The organism is Pseudomonas sp. TH04 (assembly GCF_016651355.1).
Taxonomy (GTDB): Bacteria; Pseudomonadota; Gammaproteobacteria; order Pseudomonadales; family Pseudomonadaceae; genus Aquipseudomonas; species Aquipseudomonas fluorescens.
The window spans coordinates 5,263,102-5,284,272 of sequence record NZ_JAEKEA010000001.1 but is presented as its reverse complement, the minus strand read 5'-3'; the positions used below and the strand labels follow the sequence as shown (position 1 = coordinate 5,284,272).

13 protein-coding genes are annotated in these 21,171 nt (G+C 60.7%); 6 read left to right on the top strand and 7 right to left on the bottom strand.

From position 1 onward, the window contains the following. Positions 1–43: 43 nt before the first annotated feature. From ligA to JFT85_RS23785, 4 genes are all read right to left on the bottom strand, one after another. Positions 44–2,410, bottom strand: a complete 2,367-nt coding sequence (gene ligA, locus JFT85_RS23800) for an NAD-dependent DNA ligase LigA (protein ID WP_201230535.1) — start codon at positions 2,408–2,410, stop codon at positions 44–46. 87 nt (positions 2,411–2,497) lie between these two features. Continuing rightward, on the bottom strand, positions 2,498–3,361 hold the full coding sequence (gene zipA, locus JFT85_RS23795) for a cell division protein ZipA (protein WP_201230533.1): 864 nt from the start codon (positions 3,359–3,361) through the stop codon (positions 2,498–2,500). 259 nt (positions 3,362–3,620) lie between these two features. Continuing rightward, complete coding sequence (smc, locus tag JFT85_RS23790) at positions 3,621–7,109, bottom strand: chromosome segregation protein SMC (protein ID WP_053257452.1); 3,489 nt, start codon at positions 7,107–7,109, stop codon at positions 3,621–3,623. A 2-nt stretch (positions 7,110–7,111) separates the two neighbouring features. Continuing rightward, positions 7,112–7,771 (bottom strand): GntR family transcriptional regulator, encoded by a 660-nt coding sequence (locus JFT85_RS23785; protein ID WP_053257453.1) that lies wholly within the window; start codon positions 7,769–7,771, stop codon positions 7,112–7,114. Positions 7,772–8,051: 280 nt separating this feature from the next. On the opposite strand from JFT85_RS23785, the gene xdhA reads away from it, so the two are divergent. The 4 genes from xdhA (at position 8,052) to guaD (ending at position 14,165) form a co-directional block, all read left to right on the top strand. Continuing rightward, positions 8,052–9,500, top strand: coding sequence for a xanthine dehydrogenase small subunit (gene xdhA, locus JFT85_RS23780; RefSeq protein WP_053257454.1), 1,449 nt, complete (start codon positions 8,052–8,054; stop codon positions 9,498–9,500). Then, entirely contained in the window at positions 9,493–11,892 is a 2,400-nt protein-coding gene (gene xdhB, locus JFT85_RS23775; protein WP_201230531.1) for a xanthine dehydrogenase molybdopterin binding subunit, read from the top strand. The genes xdhA and xdhB overlap by 8 nt, the downstream gene beginning before the upstream one ends. A 118-nt stretch (positions 11,893–12,010) precedes the next feature. Next, a complete protein-coding gene (gene xdhC, locus JFT85_RS23770; RefSeq protein ID WP_053257456.1) occupies positions 12,011–12,853 on the top strand; it encodes a xanthine dehydrogenase accessory protein XdhC in 843 nt (280 codons plus the stop codon). A 7-nt stretch (positions 12,854–12,860) separates the two neighbouring features. Beyond that, a complete protein-coding gene (guaD, locus tag JFT85_RS23765; RefSeq protein ID WP_069551538.1) occupies positions 12,861–14,165 on the top strand; it encodes a guanine deaminase in 1,305 nt (434 codons plus the stop codon). A 169-nt stretch (positions 14,166–14,334) separates the two neighbouring features. Here guaD and JFT85_RS23760 read toward each other — a convergent pair whose 3' ends face one another. Then, on the bottom strand, positions 14,335–15,099 hold the full coding sequence (locus JFT85_RS23760; RefSeq protein WP_017134778.1) for a GntR family transcriptional regulator: 765 nt from the start codon (positions 15,097–15,099) through the stop codon (positions 14,335–14,337). A gap of 226 nt (positions 15,100–15,325) precedes the next feature. Here JFT85_RS23760 and JFT85_RS23755 point away from each other — a divergent pair, with 226 nt between their 5' ends. After that, positions 15,326–16,516, top strand: a complete 1,191-nt coding sequence (locus JFT85_RS23755) for a benzoate/H(+) symporter BenE family transporter (protein ID WP_053257458.1) — start codon at positions 15,326–15,328, stop codon at positions 16,514–16,516. 37 nt (positions 16,517–16,553) lie between these two features. On the opposite strand, the gene JFT85_RS23750 is transcribed toward JFT85_RS23755, so the two are convergent. Next, a complete protein-coding gene (locus JFT85_RS23750) occupies positions 16,554–16,898 on the bottom strand; it encodes a YggL family protein (protein ID WP_033900540.1) in 345 nt (114 codons plus the stop codon). Positions 16,899–17,135: 237 nt separating this feature from the next. Here JFT85_RS23750 and dacB point away from each other — a divergent pair, with 237 nt between their 5' ends. Beyond that, positions 17,136–18,611, top strand: coding sequence for a D-alanyl-D-alanine carboxypeptidase/D-alanyl-D-alanine endopeptidase (dacB, locus tag JFT85_RS23745; protein ID WP_069551483.1), 1,476 nt, complete (start codon positions 17,136–17,138; stop codon positions 18,609–18,611). Between the two features lie 107 nt (positions 18,612–18,718). Here dacB and JFT85_RS23740 read toward each other — a convergent pair whose 3' ends face one another. Next, positions 18,719–21,103 carry a sensor domain-containing diguanylate cyclase gene (locus JFT85_RS23740; protein WP_069551484.1) on the bottom strand — a complete coding sequence of 795 codons (2,385 nt, stop codon included), beginning with the start codon at positions 21,101–21,103 and terminating at the stop codon, positions 18,719–18,721. Between the last annotated feature and the right edge of the window lie 68 nt (positions 21,104–21,171).

Below are 21,171 nucleotides of genomic sequence, written 5' to 3'. Positions count from 1 at the left end.
GCCAATACTAGAGCATCGCCAGGCAGAGATCGTTCAGTCCGAATCAGACCGTTATGTTGTGCTTGGCCAGGAACGCGACAAACGCCTCCTCATCCAGCACTTTCAGGCCCAGTTCGCTGGCCTTGGCCAGTTTCGAACCGGCGCCCGGCCCAGCCACCACGCAGTGCGTTTTCGCCGACACTGAACCGGCCACCTTGGCGCCGAGGCTTTCGAGCTTGTCCTTGGCCACATCGCGGCTCATCAGCTCCAGGGAGCCGGTGAGCACCCAGGTATGCCCCGCCTCCGGCAACCCTTCGACCACCTTCTTCTCGCTCTGCCAATGCATGCCAAAGTCCTTGAGCTGCTGCTCGATGGCCAGGGCGTGCTCAGCATTGGCGGGGTTATCGAAAAACTCGCGCACAGCCTTGGCCTGTTTCTCCGGCAGCGCCTGGCGCATATCCAGCCAGTCGGCCTTGATCACACCTTCCAGGGAGCCGAACTTGTCCGCGAGTTTCTGGGCGGCACCGGGGCCAACGCTGGGTACGTGCAACTTGTCGAGCAAGCCGCCCAGGGTGGTGCTGGCGGCGAACTCGGCGCTCAGGTCGCCCTGATCTTGCAATTGCAGCGCGCATTCGTCCGGTGACAACAGGGCGCCGATCACGTCCTGGTTATGGCGGTCTTCGAAGAAGCTGTGAATCTCGTGCGCCACTTCCAGGCCTACGTCCGGCAAGTACGTCAGCACTTCCGGCAATGCCTTCTGCACCCGCTCCAGAGACGCCAGCGAGCGCGCCAGCACCTTGGCGGTCTCCTCGCCGACGTCCGGAATACCCAGCGCATAGATAAAGCGCGCCAGGGTCGGGGTCTTGCTGTTTTCGATGGCAGTGATCAGCTTCTTGCTGGAAATATCGGCAAAGCCTTCCAGGTCGATGATCTGCTCGTACTTGAGCGTGTAGAGATCAGCCGGCGAACCGATGAGCTTTTCATCCACCAGTTGCTCGATGGTCTTGTCGCCCAGGCCGTCGATGTCCATGGCGCGGCGCGAAACGAAATGGATAATCGCCTGCTTGAGCTGCGCACCACAGGCCAGGCGCCCGACGCAGCGGTACACCGCGCCTTCGCTGACGGTTTCCTTGCCCTTGCTGCGCTTGACCAATTGCGTGCGCTCCACGTGGGAACCGCACACCGGGCAGCTCTCGGGAATCTGCACCGCGCGGGCGTGTTCCGGGCGCCGCTCGGGCACCACGGAAACGACTTGCGGGATCACATCACCGGCACGGCGGATGATCACGGTATCGCCGATCATCAGGCCCAGGCGCGCGACTTCGTCCATGTTGTGCAAGGTGGCGTTGGACACGGTCACACCGGCAACCTTGACCGGCTTCAACCGCGCCACAGGTGTCACGGCGCCGGTGCGGCCGACCTGGAACTCCACGTCGAGCAACTCGGTAAGCTCTTCCATGGCCGGGAATTTGTGCGCGATCGCCCAACGCGGCTCGCGGGCACGGAAGCCCAGTTCACGCTGCGAGGCGATACTGTTGACCTTGAACACCACGCCGTCGATTTCATAACCCAGGCTGTTACGCCGCTCGCCGATATCGCGGTAGTAGTCCAGGCATTCCTGGATGCCTTTGGCCAACTTCAACTCGTGGCTGATCGGCATGCCCCACTTCTGCAACTGCTTCAAGTTGCCGATATGGGTGTCGCTGATATCTGCGGTCACTTGGCCAATGCCATAGCAGCAAAACTCCAGCGGGCGACTGGCGGTAATCTTCGAATCCAACTGGCGCAGGCTCCCGGCTGCGGCATTACGCGGGTTGGCGAAAGTCTTGCCACCGACTTCCAGCTGCGAGGCGTTCAGCCGCTCGAAACCGGCTTTGGACATGAACACTTCACCGCGCACTTCCAGGGTGGCGGGCCAGCCCCTGCCCTGTAGCTTCAGCGGGATATTGCGCACGGTGCGCACGTTGATGCTGATGTCTTCGCCCGTGGTGCCATCACCCCGGGTAGCACCGCGCACCAGTTCACCCTCTTGATACAACAGGCTGACCGCCAGGCCATCCAGCTTGGGTTCGCAGCTGTACTCCACCGCCGCGCCACCGCCAAACAAATCGCCCACCGGCAGGTCGAGGCCTTCGGTGACCCGGCGATCAAACTCGAGCATGGTGGTTTCATCAAAGGCGTTGCCCAGGCTGAGCATCGGAATCTCGTGGCGTACCTGGGTGAACGCCGACAACGCCGCACTGCCGACCCGCTGCGTCGGTGAGTCGCGCGTTACCAGGTCCGGGTGCTCGGCCTCAAGGGCCTTGAGCTCATGGAACAACCGGTCGTACTCGGCGTCCGGAATGCTCGGCTCGTCGAGGACGTGGTAACGGTAATTGTGCTGATCCAGTTCAGCGCGCAGTTCGAGAATGCGGGTGTGGGCGGCGGTCATGGGTGTTCTCTCATAAAGCAAAAGAGCAGCCGAAGCTGCTCAATATGTTAGTGCACGGATTCTACAGACAACGCTTAAGATCGAACCTCAGCGTTTCTGTGTCAGGGCGCGACGCTCGAACTCGACGATACGCTGACGGTAGTGTTCGATGGTTTGGGCGGTGAGGACGCTGCGTTGGTCGTCCTTGAGCTCGCCGTTGAGTTCCTGGGACAGTTTGCGGGCGGCGGCCACCATCACGTCGAACGCTTGTTTCGGGTGACGCGGGCCTGGCAAACCGAGGAAGAAACTCACCGCCGGGGTGCTGAACAGGTCGATATCGTCCAGGTCAAAGGTGCCCGGCTTGACCGCGTTAGCCATCGAGAACAACACTTCGCCGTTACCGGCCATGCTTTCATGACGGTGGAAAATATCCATCTCGCCAAAGCGCAGGCCGCTTTCGAGGATGTTCTGCAACAGCGCCGGGCCTTTGAAGCCGGCGGCGTCGCGGCAGATCACGCTGATCACCAGGACTTCTTCGGCGGCCGGCTGATCGTTTACCGATTGGCGTGGCGCGCTTTTGGTTGGGGTCTCGTCAGGGAAATCGTCATCGCGGCTGCTGAAGCTCGGGCCTTCATCGACGTCGAGGTTCAGGTCGCCCTGATGCGGCTCGGCCACCGGCGCAGTGCCGCGCTTGCCACGCTTGGAGGACGGCTCACGGGCTTCACGCATTGGCGCGCTCATCGATGGCAAGTCGTGTTCGTCCAGCTGCGGCTCTTTATGGGTGTCCAGCACACGGGGCGGCCCCAGCAGCTCGGCGCTGCCGTCGTCGTCGAGCAAGTTGGACAGGTTACGGTCCAGACGGAATTTGAGCTTGCCCTTGCCACCGCGCATACGGCGCCAGCCATCAAAAAGAATACCGGCAATGACAATAATGCCGATGACGATCAGCCACTCGCGCAGACCGATTTCCATGTAATCCCGTGCCTCTAATAAAAAATGCTGAAAAATAAGGGGTTTAGCACCGTGCAAACCGCTTTAAAACGTGGCGCCAACTCTATGTTCTGACTGACGTTTTGCCCACGTATACGAAAAATTGACATTAAACTAGCACGACCCAAGATAACTTTACACCGTCTGTCAAAATGCCTTGAACAAATATGTCCATTTGCCACTTCTACCAGCGCGGTTCATCACCGGTTACGGGCCAAAAAATCGGCTCTGTCAGCGTGGCTCAGGACTCCACCATCGCCATCGCTTCCTCGACATCCACCGCCACCAATCGCGAGCAACCCGGTTCGTGCATCGTTACCCCCATCAATTGATCCGCCATTTCCATGGCGATCTTGTTGTGGGTGATATAGATGAACTGCACGGTCTGGGACATCTCTTTCACCAATCGAGCGTAGCGTCCAACGTTAGCGTCATCCAGCGGGGCGTCAACTTCGTCGAGCATGCAAAACGGCGCCGGGTTCAACTTGAAGATGGCAAATACCAGGGCCAATGCGGTCAGGGCCTTTTCGCCACCGGACAACAAATGGATGGTGCTGTTCTTCTTGCCCGGAGGCCGCGCCATGATCGTTACCCCTGTATCGAGTAGATCTTCGCCCGTCAGTTCCAAGTAGGCGCTGCCGCCACCGAAAACTTTCGGGAATAACGCCTGTAAACCGCTATTAATCTGATCAAAGGTATCTTTGAAGCGGTTACGGGTTTCCTTGTCGATCTTGCGAATCACGTTTTCCAGGGTGTCGAGGGCCTCCACCAGATCGGCGTCCTGGGCATCCAGATAACGCTTACGCTCGGACTGCTGCTGGTACTCGTCGATGGCCGCAAGGTTGATCGCACCGAGCCTTTGAATACGCGCAGCAATCCGCTCAAGTTCTTCTTCGGCGTCTTTTTCGTTGGCCTGGGCGGTCAAGGTATCGAGCACGCCGTGCAAGTCGTAGCCGTCTTCCACCAACTGGTCTTGCAGGGTTTTGCGGCGCACGGTCAGGGCTTGCCATTCCATGCGTTGCTGTTCGAGCTGACCACGGATCAGCTGGGATTGCTGCTCGGCCTGGGTCCGCCGTTTTTCGGCGTCACGCAGTTCGCGGTCGGCGTCCTCCAGGGCGATCTGCGCAGTCTTGAGTTCTTCGTCGACAGTCATGCGCTTGTCGAGCAATTCTTCGAGCTTGAGCCGCAACTCTTCCAGCGGCGCTTCGCCCTCCTCCAGGTTGAGGCTCAGTTGCTCGCGCTTTTCGGTGAGACGTTCGGATTGCATCTCCAGGCGCTCAAGGGCCTGGCGCGTGGAATCGTGCTGGGCGCGCAAAGAGCCGAGGCGCACCGCCAATTGGTGGGCGTGGTCTTTGTGCTGACGGGCTTCCTGGCGCACGCGGTCGAGGCGCTCGCGCAGGCTGTCACGCTGGGCCATCAGCAGTTCGCGCTGCTCGGTATCGAGGGCCATGCTGTCGAGGGCTTCTTGCAATTGCAGGCGCGCCTCACCGATTTGTTCGTGTTCCAGGGCGCGCTGCTCGCCCATCTCGGCCACTTCGTCGTCGAGACGCGTGCGGCGCAGCGTCAGTTGCTCGGCCTTGGCCTTGCTCGCCGACAACTGGGCTTTCAATTCACCTTGCTGGCGCGCTTCATCCTGCAACAGGCGGCGCAGGTGTTCGCGACCGGTCTCTTGCTGGCGCTGGGTGGCGCGCAGGGTTTGCAGTTCGGTTTCGAGGCGCTCGAGGGTGGCTTCGCGCTCCTCGCGCTCGGCGGTCAGGTTGACGATTTCCTGGCCACGGGCCAATACGCCGCTTTCCGCTTCGCTGGCACGGCGCACCCGCAGGAAGTGCCGGCCAACCCAGTAGCCGTCACGGCTGATCAGGCTTTCACCGGCGCCCAGTTGACCGCGTTGGGCCAGGGCCTGCTCCAGGGACTCCACCGGTTTGACCTGGCCCAGCCAGGGCGACAGATCAATCGCCGCCTCGACCTTGTCCAGCAAACTACCCGGCACGCGGGTGCCATCGGCCGCCGGGCTGAGTAAACGCAGATCACCCTGGGCAAAACCGGCCAGGTCGAAGCCGCCAAAATCATCCACCAGTACGGCTTGCAGGTCGGCGCCGAGCACGGTTTCCACTGCCAGCTCCCAACCAGCCTCGACCTTCAAGCCTTCGGCCAGGCGCGGGCGCTCGGCCAGATGCTGGTCGCGCAGCCATTCGGCGGTGCCGGTGCCCGGGTCCAGTGCGGCTTGCTGCAAGGCTTCAAGTGACGCCAGCCGACCGTTGAGCCGCTGCAAATCGCCCTGGGCCTGCTGCTGCGCCTGGGTCGCCTGTTGCAACTGCTGACGCAATTGCTCCAGGCGCTCCACTTGTTGTTCTTCGCTGGCTTCCAGCTCTTCGAGCGTCATTTCGCTCTCGGCCAGTTGCTCGCTGAGTTCCATGATCGCCGCATCTTCCGGGTCGGCGGCAAGCAACACACGCTCTTCCTGCAGACGACGCTGGCGCTCGGCCAGGCGCTCCATGCTGGTTTCCAGCTGCTGGATACGCGACTGCTGCACCTCAGCCTGACGGCGCGGCTCGGCGGATCGCAGGTTGAAAGCGTCCCACTGTTCCTGCCAGCCGTGCATGGTGGTTTCGGAGTCTTCCAGCGCAGCGGCCGCTTCTTCGGCGGCGGCGCTGGTGATTTCCTGCTCGGGGGTGAGCATGTCGAGCTCTTCGCCGAGGGTCAGCAACAAAGTGCGGTCATGGCCCAGGTGCGATTCGGTTTCCAGGCGCGCGCGTTCGGCTTCTTTCAAATCATCCTGCAACTGGCGCAGACGCTGCTGGCCGTGCTGGATGCTCTGCTCGACCCGGGCAATATCACCGCCCACCGAGTAGAAACGGCCCTGCACCAGATTGAAGCGCTCGGACAGGTCATGGTGCCCATCACGCAAACGCTCAATGCTGGCGTCGGCATTACGCTGCTCGGCCACCAGTGCTTCAAAGCTGATTTCCTGGGTGCCGATGATCGCTTCGCGCTGGCCGACCTGATCATTCAGCGCCTGCCAACGCAGGGCCGACAGTTGCGCCTTGAGCTGACGCTCCTCGCCTTTGTATTCCTGATACTTCTCGGCGGCCTGGGCCTGGCGGTGCAGGCGCTCCAACTGGCGCTCCAACTCTTCGCGCAGGTCGGTCAGGCGGGCAAGGTTTTCATGGGTGCGGCGAATACGGTTTTCAGTCTCGCGGCGGCGCTCCTTGTACTTGGAGATACCAGCCGCTTCTTCGATAAAGTTGCGCAGGTCTTCGGGCTTGGCTTCGATCAGCTTGGAGATCATGCCCTGCTCGATGATCGAGTAGCTGCGCGGGCCCAGGCCTGTGCCGAGGAAGATATCGGTGATGTCACGGCGCCGGCACTTGGTGCCGTTGAGGAAATAACTGTTCTGGCTGTCGCGCGTTACTTTACGGCGGATGGAGATCTCCGCGTAGGCCGCGTATTCACCGACCAGGGTGCCGTCGGAGTTGTCGAATACCAGTTCGATGCTGGCCTGGCTGACGGGCTTGCGGCTGGTGGAGCCGTTGAAGATGACGTCGGTCATCGACTCGCCACGCAGGTTTTTTGCCGAACTCTCGCCCATCACCCAGCGCACGGCGTCGATGATGTTCGACTTGCCGCAGCCATTGGGCCCGACCACCGCCGCCATGTTACTGGGGAAGTTCACCGTGGTCGGGTCGACGAAGGATTTGAACCCCGCCAGTTTGATGCACTTGAGCCGCACGCTTAGGCGTCCGCCAACGCAGCGATCACCAGCGAGGAACTGCGCTGGCCATAGGCCGACAGCACTTGGCGGATCTGTGCCAGGTCACGGGCCAGCACGGCGGCGAGCAGTTGCTCGAACAACGCCAGGTACTCGCTCATGGACGCCTTGCGTTGATCCAGCGCCAGGTAATACGCGCGGTTCATCGCCGGCTGCAGGTTCTCGACGGTTTCCTGCAAATACGGATTGTTGGCGAAGGGGTACGCCGCGCGCATCACGTTGAAGCTTTCTTCGACAAAGGCACGGATGTCCTCGCGCTCGAAGCTGGTTACCAGCCGCTGCTGGATCTGCAGGAACGGCGCCATGTCGGCCTGAGTCTGCCAGCCATCCGCCACGGCATTGCCGAGCAGGATGTACAACTCGCTCATCAACGTACACAGGCTCTGCACCTTGTGCGCGGTGAGCTCGGTGACGTGGGCGCCACGGCGCGGCAGGATCGCGATCAGGTGGCGGCGTTCAAGGATCAATAAGGCTTCACGCACGGAACCACGGCTGACATTGAGTGCCAGCGTGACTTTCTGTTCCTGGATCCGCTCCCCAGGCTTGAGATCGCCGCGAATGATACGTTCGGCGAGGTGGTGAGCGATTTGCTCGGCGAGACTGTCCGGCGCCTTGAACGTCATGTTTTTCCTTCAAAATCGTCTATCGGTACAAGCGCGGCAGTGTAGCGCATTGGCTAGCTGATGGCGCTACGCCCACGGTGGCGAATTTGGCATGAAATAAGCAGCGATGAATAGCCAGAAGCCGCCAAAAACACCGGTTCCAGAAGACTGGACCATAATTGAAAGTGTTGTGATCGCATTTTCTTGACCCGAAGGTCAGAAAACCATTGACCGAAAAGTCAGATATGACTAGATTCGGCGCAAAGCGGTTAACAACAATAATGAGTCTGTGAGGCCTTCCGTGATCCAGTTTTTACTTAACCAGGAACTCCGTAGCGAGCACGCCCTGGACCCCAACCTGACCGTGCTCAACTATTTGCGCGAGCATGTGGGCAAATCCGGTACCAAGGAAGGCTGCGCCAGCGGCGATTGCGGTGCGTGCACCGTAGTGGTCGGCGAGCTGCATACCAATGAGCACGGCGCAGAGCAGATTCGTTATCGCAGCCTCAATTCGTGCCTGACCTTCGTATCGGCGTTGCACGGCAAACAACTGATCAGCGTCGAAGACCTCAAGCATCAAGGCCAGTTGCACAGCGTGCAGCAAGCCATGGTTGAGTGCCACGGCTCGCAATGCGGCTTTTGCACGCCGGGTTTCGTGATGTCGTTGTTTGCCCTGCAAAAGAACAGCGATGCCGCCGACAGCCAAAAAGCCCATGAAGCGCTGGCCGGCAACCTCTGCCGTTGCACCGGCTACCGCCCGATTCTGGCCGCCGCCGAACAGGCCTGCTGTAATAAACCGCAGGACCAGTTCGACAGCCGCCAAACCGAAACCATCGCCCGCCTTAAAGCCATCGCACCGACCCAGACCGGCGAGCTCAACAGCGGCGACAAACGCTGCCTGGTGCCGCTCACTGTCGCCGACCTGGCCGACCTCTACGACGCCTACCCACAAGCCCGGCTGTTGGCCGGCGGCACCGACCTGGCGCTGGAAGTCACCCAGTTCCATCGCACGCTGCCGGTGATGATCTACGTCGGCAATATCGAAGAGATGAAGCGCATCGAGTCGTTCGACGACCGCCTGGAAATCGGCGCGGCCACTGCGCTGTCCGATTGCTACAGCGCGCTGCATCACGCGTACCCGGACTTTGGCGATCTGCTGCACCGCTTCGCCTCTCTGCAAATCCGCAACCAGGGCACCCTCGGCGGCAATATCGGCAACGCCTCGCCGATTGGTGATTCGCCGCCGCTGCTGATCGCCCTCGGTGCGCAGATCGTGCTGTGCAAAGGCAACACTCGCCGCACCCTGGCGCTGGAAGATTACTTCATCGACTACCGCGTCACCGCGCGCCAGGACAGCGAGTTCATCGAGAAAATCATTGTGCCCAAGGGCCATTCCCTGTTCCGTGCCTACAAGGTTTCCAAGCGCCTGGACGATGATATTTCCGCCGTGTGCGCCGCCTTCAACCTGAAGCTCGCAAACGGCGTGATCAGCGAAGCTCGCGTTGCCTTCGGTGGCATGGCCGCCACGCCCAAACGCGCGAAAAGCTGCGAAGCCGTATTGGTCGGCGCCACCTGGAACGCCGCCACCGTGGAGAAAGCCTGCGCCGCACTCGCCGAGGATTTCACCCCGCTGTCGGACTTCCGCGCCAGCAAGGAATACCGCCTGCTCAGCGCACAGAACCTGTTGCGTAAATACTTCATCGAACTGCAAACACCGCACATCGAGACTCGGGTGACCGCTTATGTCTAACCATCACGCCGTCGTTAAAACCCAGGCCGAACTCGCCGCGCTGTTTGCCCAGGACCTGACCTCCGGCGTCGGCCGCAGCGTCAAGCACGACAGCGCCGCCAAGCACGTCAGCGGTGAAGCGCAGTACATCGATGATCGCCTGGAATTCCCCAACCAGTTGCACCTGTACGCGCGTATGTCCGACCGCGCCCATGCCCGCATCATCCGCATCGACACTGCGCCTTGCTACGCCTTTGAGGGCGTGCGCATCGCCATCACCCACGAAGACGTGCCCGGCCTGAAAGACATCGGCCCGCTGATGCCCGGCGATCCGTTGCTGGCCATCGACACGGTGCAGTTCGTTGGCCAAGTGGTGCTGGCCGTCGCCGCCCGTGACCTGGACACCGCGCGCAAAGCCGCGATGGCAGCCGTGATCGAATACGAAGACCTGGAACCGGTGCTGGACGTGGTCGAGGCCTTTCGCAACAAGCACTTCGTGCTGGACAGCCACACCCACCAGCGCGGTGACGCGGCCGGCGCATTGGCCACGGCGAAAAATCGCATCCAGGGCACGCTGCATATCGGCGGCCAGGAACACTTCTATCTGGAAACCCAGATCTCGTCGGTGATGCCCACCGAAGACGGCGGCATGGTCGTCTACTGCTCCACGCAAAACCCCACCGAAGTGCAAAAGCTGGTGGCCGAAGTGCTCGACGTTTCGATGAACAAAATCGTCGTGGATATGCGCCGCATGGGCGGTGGGTTTGGTGGCAAGGAAACCCAGGCAGCCAGCCCGGCGTGCCTGTGCGCGGTGGTCGCGCGCCTCACCGGCCAGCCGACCAAGATGCGCCTGCCGCGCGTCGAAGACATGCTGATGACCGGCAAGCGCCACCCGTTCTACATCGAATACGACGTAGGCTTCGACGACAGCGGTCGCCTGCACGGGATTAATCTGGAACTGGCAGGTAACTGTGGCTGTTCGCCGGACCTGTCGAACTCGATTGTCGACCGCGCGATGTTCCATGCCGACAACTCGTATTACCTGGGCGACGCCACGGTCAACGGCCATCGCTGCAAGACCAACACTGCCTCCAACACCGCCTATCGAGGCTTCGGTGGCCCGCAAGGCATGGTCGCCATCGAGGAAGTGATGGACGCCATCGCCCGCCACCTGGCGCTTGATCCGCTGGCCGTGCGCAAGGCCAATTACTACGGCAAGACCGAGCGCAATGTCACCCACTACTACCAGACCGTCGAGCACAACATGCTCGAGGAAATGACTGCCGAGCTTGAGGCCAGCAGCCAATACGCCGAGCGCCGCGAAGCAATTCGCCTGTACAACGCCCACAGCCCGATCCTGAAAAAAGGCCTGGCGCTGACGCCGGTGAAATTCGGTATTTCCTTTACCGCCAGCTTCCTCAACCAGGCTGGCGCCTTGATCCATATCTACACCGACGGCAGCATCCACCTGAACCACGGCGGCACCGAGATGGGCCAGGGCTTGAACACCAAGGTCGCGCAGGTGGTGGCCGAAGTGTTCCAGGTCGACATTGACCGCGTACAAATCACCGCCACCAACACCGACAAGGTGCCGAACACCTCGCCGACCGCGGCCTCCAGTGGCGCCGACCTGAACGGCAAAGCCGCGCAGAACGCCGCCGAGGCCATCAAGCAACGGCTGGTGGAATTTGCCGCGCGCAAGTACGACGTGAGCGAAGCGGACGTGGAATTCCATAACGGCCATGTGCGCGTGCGCGATCAGATCCTGACCTTTGAAAGCCTGATTCAACAGGCGTATTTCGCCCAGGTCTCGCTGTCGAGCACCGGCTTCTACAAAACGCCGAAAATCTTTTATGACCGCAGCCAGGCACGGGGCCGGCCGTTCTATTACTTCGCGTTCGGCGCGGCCTGCTGCGAAGTAATCGTCGACACCCTGACCGGCGAATACAAAATGCTGCGCACCGACATCCTCCACGATGTCGGCGCTTCGCTGAACCCGGCCATCGACATCGGCCAGGTGGAAGGCGGTTTTATCCAGGGCATGGGCTGGCTGACCATGGAAGAGCTGGTGTGGAACAACAAGGGCAAGTTGATGACCAATGGCCCGGCCAGCTACAAGATCCCGGCCGTCGCGGATATGCCACTGGACCTGCGCGTGAAGCTGGTGGAAAACCGCAAAAACCCGGAAGACACCGTGTTCCATTCCAAGGCCGTGGGCGAGCCGCCGTTCATGCTCGGGATTGCGTCGTGGTGTGCGATCAAGGATGCCGTGGCGAGCCTGGGTGACTATCGGTATCAGCCCAAGATTGATGCACCGGCCACGCCGGAGCGGGTGTTGTGGGGCTGTGAGCAGATGCGGCAGTTGCAGGCGGCGAAGGCTGTTGAGACTGACGCCGAGATGGCTTCGCTTTAGGACCGAGGTGCTGCCATCGCAGGCAAGCCAGCTCCCACATTTGACGGTGTTCACACTCAAAAAAGTGGGAGCGGGCTTGCCCGCGATAGCGGCCTCACAGACACCACAAGAGGTGACTATGAACAACTGGATCAGCGCCCTCGCCGACCTGCAGAACCAGGGTGAACCCTGCGTGCTGGTGACCATCATCGAAGAGCTCGGCTCCACGCCGCGCAATGCCGGCTCCAAAATGGTGATCAGCGCCGCGCAGACCTTCGACACCATCGGTGGCGGGCACCTGGAATACAAGGCGATGCAGATCGCCCGCGACATGCTCGTACGTGGCCAGCAAAACACCCATCTGGAGCGCTTCAGCCTCGGCGCCAGCCTGGGCCAGTGCTGCGGCGGCGTGACCGTGCTGCTGTTCGAGCCCATGGGCCAGGTGCAGGCACAGATAGCGGTGTTTGGAGCCGGCCATGTCGGCCGCGCCCTAGTGCCGCTGTTGGCGAGCCTGCCGTGCCGGGTGCGCTGGATCGACTCCCGTGACCAGGAGTTTCCAGAACACATCCCTCAGGGCGTGCGTAAAATCGTCAGCGAAGAGCCGGTCGACGAAATTGCCGACCTGCCGGCGGGCAGTTACTGCATCGTCATGACCCACAATCATGCGCTGGACCTGGAACTGACTGCGGCACTGCTCAAGCGCAATGACTTTGCGTACTTCGGCTTGATTGGCTCGAAGACCAAGCGGGTCAAGTTCGAACACCGCCTGCGTGATCGCGGCTTCGACACCGCCCAGTTGCAACGCATGCGCTGCCCCATGGGCCTCACCGAGGTGAAGGGAAAATTACCAGTAGAGATCGCCATCTCCATCGCCGGCGAAATCATCGCCACCTATAACGCGAATTTCGGCCAGCACACTGCGAGCGCCGAACCCATTGCCAAACTGCTGCCGGTATCACGCCGCAGCCAAGCTATCAGTTGAGATGACCATGCCTTTGACTCGCAAAGCCTACCGTGCCGCCATCCTGCACAGCATCGCCGACCCTGCTGAAGCAGGGATCGACGCCTCCTACGAGTATTTCGAGGACGGCCTGCTGGTCATCGATAACGGCCAGATCAGCGCCTTGGGCCACGCCAGCGATTTGCTGCCCACCCTGCCCGCCGACATCGACGTCACCCATTACCAGGATGCGCTGATTACGCCAGGCCTGATCGACACCCATATCCACTTGCCACAAACCGGCATGGTCGGCGCCTATGGCGAGCAGTTGCTCGACTGGCTGAATACCTACACCTTCCCGTGTGAAAGCCAGTTCGCCGACAAGTCCCATGCCGAAGAAGTCGCGGACATTTTCATCAAGGAACTGCTGCGCAACGGCACCACCACCGCGCTGGTGTTTGGCAGCGTGCACCCGCAGTCGGTCAATGCGTTTTTTGAGGCGGCCGAGAAGCTCGACCTGCGCATGATCGCAGGCAAGGTGATGATGGACCGCAACGCACCGGACTACCTGACCGACACCGCCGAATCCGGCTACCAGGAAAGCAAGGCGCTGATCGAGCGCTGGCACGGCAAGGGCCGTTTGCACTACGCGGTCACGCCACGTTTTGCGCCGACCAGCACCCCGGAGCAACTCGCGCTGGCCGGGCAACTGCTGGGCGAATACCCGGGCCTGTACATGCAGACTCACATCAGTGAGAACAAGCAGGAAGTCGAGTGGGTAAAAGCGCTGTTCCCGGAGCGCAATGGCTATCTGGATGTGTACGACCACTACAAACTGCTGGGCGAGCGCTCGGTGTTTGCCCACGGCGTACACCTGTGTGACGACGAGTGCGCGCGGCTCGCGGAAACGGGTTCGGCCGTGGCGTTCTGCCCGACCTCGAACTTCTTCCTCGGCAGTGGTTTGTTCAACCTGCCGATGGCCGAGAAGCACAAGCTGAATGTCGGCCTGGGTACGGACGTGGGCGGCGGTACCAGCTTCTCGCTGTTGCAAACGCTTAACGAAGCCTACAAGGTCATGCAGTTGCAGGGCGCGCGCTTGAGCCCGTTCAAGTCGCTGTACCTGGCCACATTGGGCGGTGCGCGGGCACTGCGCCTGGAAGACAAGATCGGCACCTTGCAGCCGGGTACGGACGCGGACTTTTTGGTACTGGATTACAACGCCACGCCACTGCTCAGCTACCGCTTGAAGCAGGCCAATACCATTGCCGAGACGTTGTTTGTGTTGATGACGCTGGGGGATGACCGGACGGTGTTGCAGACATATGCAGCGGGTCAGCTGGTGCACCAGCGCTAATTTCAGCGCCGCCATACACCAATGTGGGAGCGGGCTTGTGTGGGAGCCGGGCTTGCCCGCGATGCAGTCACCGAGGTGTATCAGTTACACCGCGGTGATGCTATCGCAGGCAAGCCAGCTCCCACACAAGCCCGCTCCCACATTTTTAGTCCCAGGCGAACCTGGAAAATTACAATTTGACTGAAGAACGCCCCGGTTTCTTGGTCTGCAGCAGATGCGAGAACACTGCGTGCAAATCATCCGACGCGCTTTCCTCATCGAGGTTGAGCTTGCTGTCGATGTGATCCATGTGATGCATCATCAAATTCACCGCCAGCGTCGCGTCGCGTGCTTCGATCGCATCGATCAGCTGAGTGTGCTCATCGTAGGAACAGTGCGAGCGGTTGCCGCTTTCGTACTGGGCGATGATCAACGACGTCTGGGAAACCAGGCTGCGCTGGAAGCTGATCAGCGGCGCATTCTTCGCCGCTTCGGCCAGCTTGAGGTGGAACTCGCCGGAAAGGCGGATACCCGCACCACGATCACCGCGTGAAAAGCTGTCGCGCTCGTCGTTGACCATCTGGCGCAACTCGGCCAGTTGCTCAGCCGTGGCGTGTTGCACCGCCAATTCAGTGATCGCCCGCTCGACCAGACGCCGGGCCAGGAACACCTGGCGCGCTTCTTCTACACTTGGGCTCGCCACTACCGCGCCACGATTGGGCCGCAGCAGCACCACGCCTTCATGGGCCAGGCGCGACAGCGCACGGCGAATGATGGTGCGGCTGACGCCGAAGATTTCGCCCAGTGCCTCTTCACTCAATTTGGTTCCGGGCGCCAGGCGTTGTTCGAGGATCGCCTCGAAGATATGCGCGTAGACGATATCGTCCTGGGTTCCGCTGCGACCGGCCTTGCCGGCTCGCGGTTGTTTCTTGAGAGGTTGCAACTGTTCGTTCATGGGCACTCGGGTAGGGAGAACGGCGGCGAATTAACGGTAATACGGCAACAGCGTGTCGCTGGCAAGTATCACCTAAAAACAGGGCACATTGTACACAACCGAGTGCGCCAACACACTGTACGGCTGTTTGCGGCCTCGGCTGTATTGCAATGAGTCGTTACGTTTGAGTTTAGGCTTGAATCCGGGCCTTCACCGGCAAACACCCAGGTAAAAGGAACACCCTTCCATGACTGACGCCATCCAAGCGCCCTTGCGCCCGCTGGCCGACACTTCTACGTCGGCCGTCGTCGCCGGCTTCATCGCCATGATGACCGGCTATACCAGCTCCCTGGTGCTGATGTTCCAGGCCGGACAAGCCGCCGGTTTGACCACCGCGCAGATTTCCTCGTGGATCTGGGCCCTCTCGATCGGCATGGCGGTGTGCAGCATTGGCTTGTCTTTGCGGTATCGCACGCCCATCACCATTGCCTGGTCGACCCCCGGCGCGGCGCTGCTGATCACCAGCCTGGGCGGCGTGAGTTACGGCGAAGCGATTGGTGCCTACATCACCTGCGCGGTGCTGGTGACGCTCTGCGGGTTGACCGGCAGCTTTGAAAAACTGGTCAAGCGCATTCCCGCCTCATTAGCGGCGGCACTGCTGGCAGGGATCCTGTTCAAGATCGGCAGCGAGATTTTTGTCGCCGCGCAACATCGAACCGGCCTGGTGCTGGGGATGTTTTTCACCTACCTGGTCATCAAGCGTGTGTCGCCACGTTATGCCGTGCTGGCCGCGCTGGTGTTAGGCACCCTGCTGTCAGGCCTGATGGGGCTGCTGGATTTCAGCGGCTTTCATCTGGAAGTGGCAACGCCGGTGTGGACCACCCCGCACTTCTCGCTGGCGGCGACCATCAGCATCGGCATCCCGCTGTTTGTCGTGGCGATGACCTCGCAGAACATGCCCGGCGTCGCCGTCTTGCGCGCAGACGGCTACAACGTGCCCGCCTCGCCGTTGATCACCGCAACAGGCCTGGCCTCGCTGGTGCTGGCGCCGTTCGGTTCCCACGGGATCAACCTGGCAGCGATCAGTGCGGCCATCTGCACCGGGCCGCATGCCCATGAAGACCGCAACAAGCGCTATACCGCAGCCGTGTGGTGCGGAGTGTTCTACGGGATTGCCGGGGTATTTGGCGCCACGTTGGCGGCGTTATTCGCAGCGTTGCCCAAGGAACTGGTGCTGTCGATTGCGGCCTTGGCGTTGTTTGGCTCAATCATCAATGGCTTGAGCATCGCCATGAATGAGCCGAAAGAACGGGAAGCGGCGCTGATTACCTTTATGGTCACCGCGTCAGGCTTGACGTTGTTTTCCATCGGTTCGGCATTCTGGGGGATTGTGGCGGGGGTGTTGACGCTGCTGATTCTGAATTGGCGCAAGGCATAAAAAAACGGCGACCCGAGGGTCGCCGTTTTTTTTAGTATCACTTAGCCGCGTTGATCGGCTTTTCCGGATACCACACGTCCAGCAGTGGGCTGACTTCAGCGCTTTTCAGTTCGCTACGGCCTTTGAGCCAGCTTTCGACAGCTACACGCTGTTCTTCGTTGACCGAGCCACGCTTTTGCAGGCAAACCAGACCGAAGTCATCGCCGCCGACATAGCCCAGACCGTTGGCTTCCATGGCTTCTTTGATGAATGCTTCGAGGAAAGCGTCGGTAGCTTCTTCACTCAGGTCTTCTTTGAAGTCCAGGTTCAGTTCGAAACCCAGCTCTTGAAATTCATCAACGCACAGTTTTTTGCGCAGACGCTGGGAACGGTTAGTCGCCATTGGAACAATCCTCATAAGTAATAACGGGCGGCACTTTAGCAGTTTAAGGCGGCAATTGCCCGACTCTCTGGGACAGGCGGCTATACAACGGTTAAAAAAACGCCGATTACCCGCTATGGTTGCGCTACAAGCGGCTCCAGGTTGGGGCATAATGCCGACAATTTCGTGACCAATGAGGGATTTTCTTCCATACCCCTCGCCTTTTTCACCCTTCTCTGCCGTAGGGTTGTATTCCTTATGATCAAATCTTTTCGTTGCCATTCTTTACGCTCAATGCTGTTTGCCGGTTTTTTGCTGCCACTGGCCTTTTCCGTTACCGCCGCACCGATCAACAACACCCTGCCGCCAAATGTTCAACAGGCGCTGCAAAAAGCCAAAATACCGAATACTTCGCTGTCCCTGGTCATGCTGCCGCTGACCGGCCCCGGCACGCCGACCGTGTTCAACGCCGATGTTTCGGTAAACCCGGCGTCCACCATGAAGCTGGTCACCACTTACGCGGCCCTGGAAATGCTCGGCCCCAACCACCAGTGGAAGACCGAGTTCTACACTGACGGCACCCTCAGCGGTGGCGTGTTGCGCGGCAACCTCTACCTCAAGGGCGGTGGCGACCCCAAGCTGAACATGGAAAAACTCTGGCTGCTGATGCGCGACCTGCGCGCCAACGGCGTGCAACAAGTGACCGGCGACCTGGTGCTGGACCGCAGCTTTTTCAACCAACCGCAATTGCCCGAATTCAATGACGACGGTAACGACGAGAACAAGCCGTTCCTGGTCAAGCCCGATGCCTTGTTGGTCAACCTCAAGGCCCTGCGCTTCGTGACCCGCAATGATTCGGGCCGGGTGATCGTGTCGGTCGAACCACCGATTGCCAGCATTCGTATCGACAATCAGGTCAAGGTGTCCAACGCCAAGCAATGCACCGGCGACGTGCGCTACAGCCCCGTAACCGCCGCCGATGGCAGCGTAACCGTGACCGTCAGTGGTCAATTGGGCGACGGTTGCAGCTCGCAGACTTACCTGTCGCTGCTCGACCATGCCACTTACACCGCCGGCGCCGTGCGCGCGATCTGGCAGGAGTTGGGCGGCACCATCCAGGGCCGTGATATCCAGGCGCCGGTGCCCAAGGACGCCAAGGTGCTGGCCCGCGCATTTTCGCCGGACCTGGCGGAAATCATTCGCGACATCAATAAATACAGCAACAACACCATGGCCCAGCAGTTATTCCTGAGCCTCGGTGCGCAGTTCCGAAACGATGCCGATGGCGACGACGCCAAGGCCGCACAACGTGTCGTGCGTCAGTGGCTGGCGAAGAAAGGCATCACCGCGCCGCACCTGGTGATGGAGAACGGTTCGGGTCTGTCCCGCGCCGAACGGGTCAGCGCCCGCGAGATGGCAGCCATGCTGCAAGCCGCCTGGAAAGGCCCGTATTCAGCGGAATACATCAGCTCGCTGCCGATTGCCGGCACCGACGGCACCATGCGTAAACGCCTGAAAACCACCGCCCTGCGCGGCGAAGCCCACGTCAAGACCGGCACCCTGAACACGGTGCGCGCCATCGCTGGCTTCAGCCGCGACAACAACGGCAATAGCTGGGTGGTGGTGGCGATCCTCAACGACTCGAAGCCGTGGGGCGCTTCGTCGGTGCTGGATCAGGTGCTACTGGATCTGTATCGCCAGCCTAAGCTGACGGCATCGGCACCGGTACTCTAAACGGCAACACAAAACCCTGTGGGGGCGGGCTTGCCCGCGAAAGCGGTGGATCAGTCGATATCGTTGTTGACTGGCACACCGCTTCGCGAGCAATCCGGCGCGCCCACTCAAGCCCGTAATCGTTCCGCCTCCACCCTGTCCCTGCCCGCCTGCTTGGCCACATACACCGCCGAATCCGCGCGCAGCAACAGCTCATCTACGCCTTCATCGACCCGCCAACTGGCCACCCCGAAACTGGCGGTCACAACCCCCACGGGTTCCATCGACGTATTGCGCAGCGACTGCCACAACTCCATCGCCAGGCTGTAAGCCTGATCACCATTGGTGTGCGGGCACAGCACCACGAACTCTTCGCCACCCAGGCGACAGAACACGTCCGTGCGACGCAGACGCTGGCTGATGCGCTTGCACACTTCCTGCAGGGCACCATCCCCCACCGCATGCCCGTACTGGTCGTTGATGCGCTTGAAGTGATCAATGTCGAACATGATCAACGACAGCGCCCCAGCCGTGCGGTTGAGCCGGTGCATCTCGGCCTTCAGGCGATCCTGAAAATAGCGTCGGTTATGAATACCCGTCAGCGAGTCGGTGATGGATAACGCGCGCAGCTCCTCCTCGACCCGCTTGAGATCGGAAATATCCGAAACGTAGCCGTGCCACAACGTGCCGCCGCCGGGTAACTCCTCCGGCGTCGCTTCGCCGCGAATCCAGCGCAGCCCGCGTTGCGGCAATACCACGCGATACTCTTCGCGCCAATGGCTCAACTGCAGCGCCGACAGCCGTATCGACAGCCGTACCCGCTCGACGTCCAGAGGGTGGATACGCTCAAAAACCTTGTTCGCGTCGTGCTGCAAGACCCCGGTTTCGATTTCATAAATATCGCGCATGCCATCGCTGGCGTAGATGAAACGCCCGGTTCCCTGAGGGTCCAGGGTGAACTGGAAGATTCCCCCGGGCACGTGGGCACTGAGTTTTTTCAGCAAGCGGTCACGCGCAGCCAGCGCTTCGTAGGCGCGTTTCTGCTCGGTGACATCCAGGTAGATCGCCAAGTGCCCGATCCACAGGCCATAGTCATCCAGTAACACCGTGGTCAGCATATTCACCGTCAAATGGCTGCCATCCTCACGCAACAGTGTCCATTCCTGCGCCTCGTGCAGGTTGTCCGGACTTTCCACCAGCATCGCCTGACTCGGCGCAATACGCTTGCCCAACGCCACACTCAAACTGGCAGCGCGTGATTCGAGTTCCAGGGCCAGGTGCAGGCTCTCCAGCGTCAGCCGCCCCACTACCGCCTCGGACTTGAACCCAAGCATCTGCTCGGCACCGGCATTGAACGTGTTAATCACGCCCCTGAGGTCAGTGGCAATGATTGCAACCTGGGTGGCCGCATTCAGCACGCTGCGCAATTGCCCATGGGCCCCACGCAGCTCCAGCTCACGCAGACGCAACAGCTCTGTGCGTTGCTCCACCAGCGCAAGCGCGCGCTGGCGCTGGCTGACCAACACATACAACAAAGCGCTGAGCAGCAGACTGAGGAGCATGCCCATGGTCAGGATCGTGCTCATCGAAGAATGGTTGGCCTGGTCGAAGATCTGGCTGGCACGCATACTCAGGGCATACACATGGTCGCCAAGGGTCAGACGGCGCGCGGCAATGAGGTCACTGCTGCCGACCGAATTGCTGGACGCGTACAGCACGCGCTGCTGAGCGTCGGAGGTGTCGACGATCTGCATCACCAAGTTGTCCCGCTTCGGCTTGGGCAACCCATCGGCGACCAGCTGGCGCATGCTGATCACCGCCATCACGAAACCGATAGGCTCTTCGCCAACCGGCTTGCTGACGGGCGCCACCAGCAACACACCGGCAGCATACGCCGGCTCCACGCCCACCAGTTGCATGGGTTGAGACACCGCCAGCTTGCCGCTTTTCAGCGCGCGCTCAAGCACCGAGCGACGCAACGGCTGGGCCAACAGGTCAAACCCCAAGGGTGAACCCAGCAGGCTTTGAGTCTGGCTGTACAGCACCGGCACGTATTCATCGCGCTCCGCGGCAGGCGCCAACTCACCCGACGCATTCAATTCACGGATCGCGAAGGGTACGCCTCGCTGGCGGGAAATTTCCTGCTCAAATGAGCTGCGTTGATCGCGCCATATGCGTGGCGCCCAGGCATAGGCGCGGGCGCGCAACAACAAGGGTTGGGCGAAACCATCAAATTCGGCGCGGGAGACATCACTGGAATTGGTGAAAAAACGTTGCAGGCTTGCCAGGCGTTGCTCCTGGTCTTCAAAACGTTCTTGAAGGCGGGCGTAGCGCTCGTTGACCAGCAACTGGAAACGCTGGTGAACCTGTTGCTGATAAACGTCGGCGGCGGCCCAGGCCACGATGATCGTCAGCGTGCAACCTGCCAGTAATACCACCAATGCCACCAGCCAAGCCGACGCCTGTTCACTGATAAAGCCTAGGATTTTCGGGCGAACAGCTTGCAACGTCATAGGCAACACTCACAACGCCAGCGTGCGGGGGTGTCACTTTGGCTAGGCGTTAAGTTATAGCCATGAGG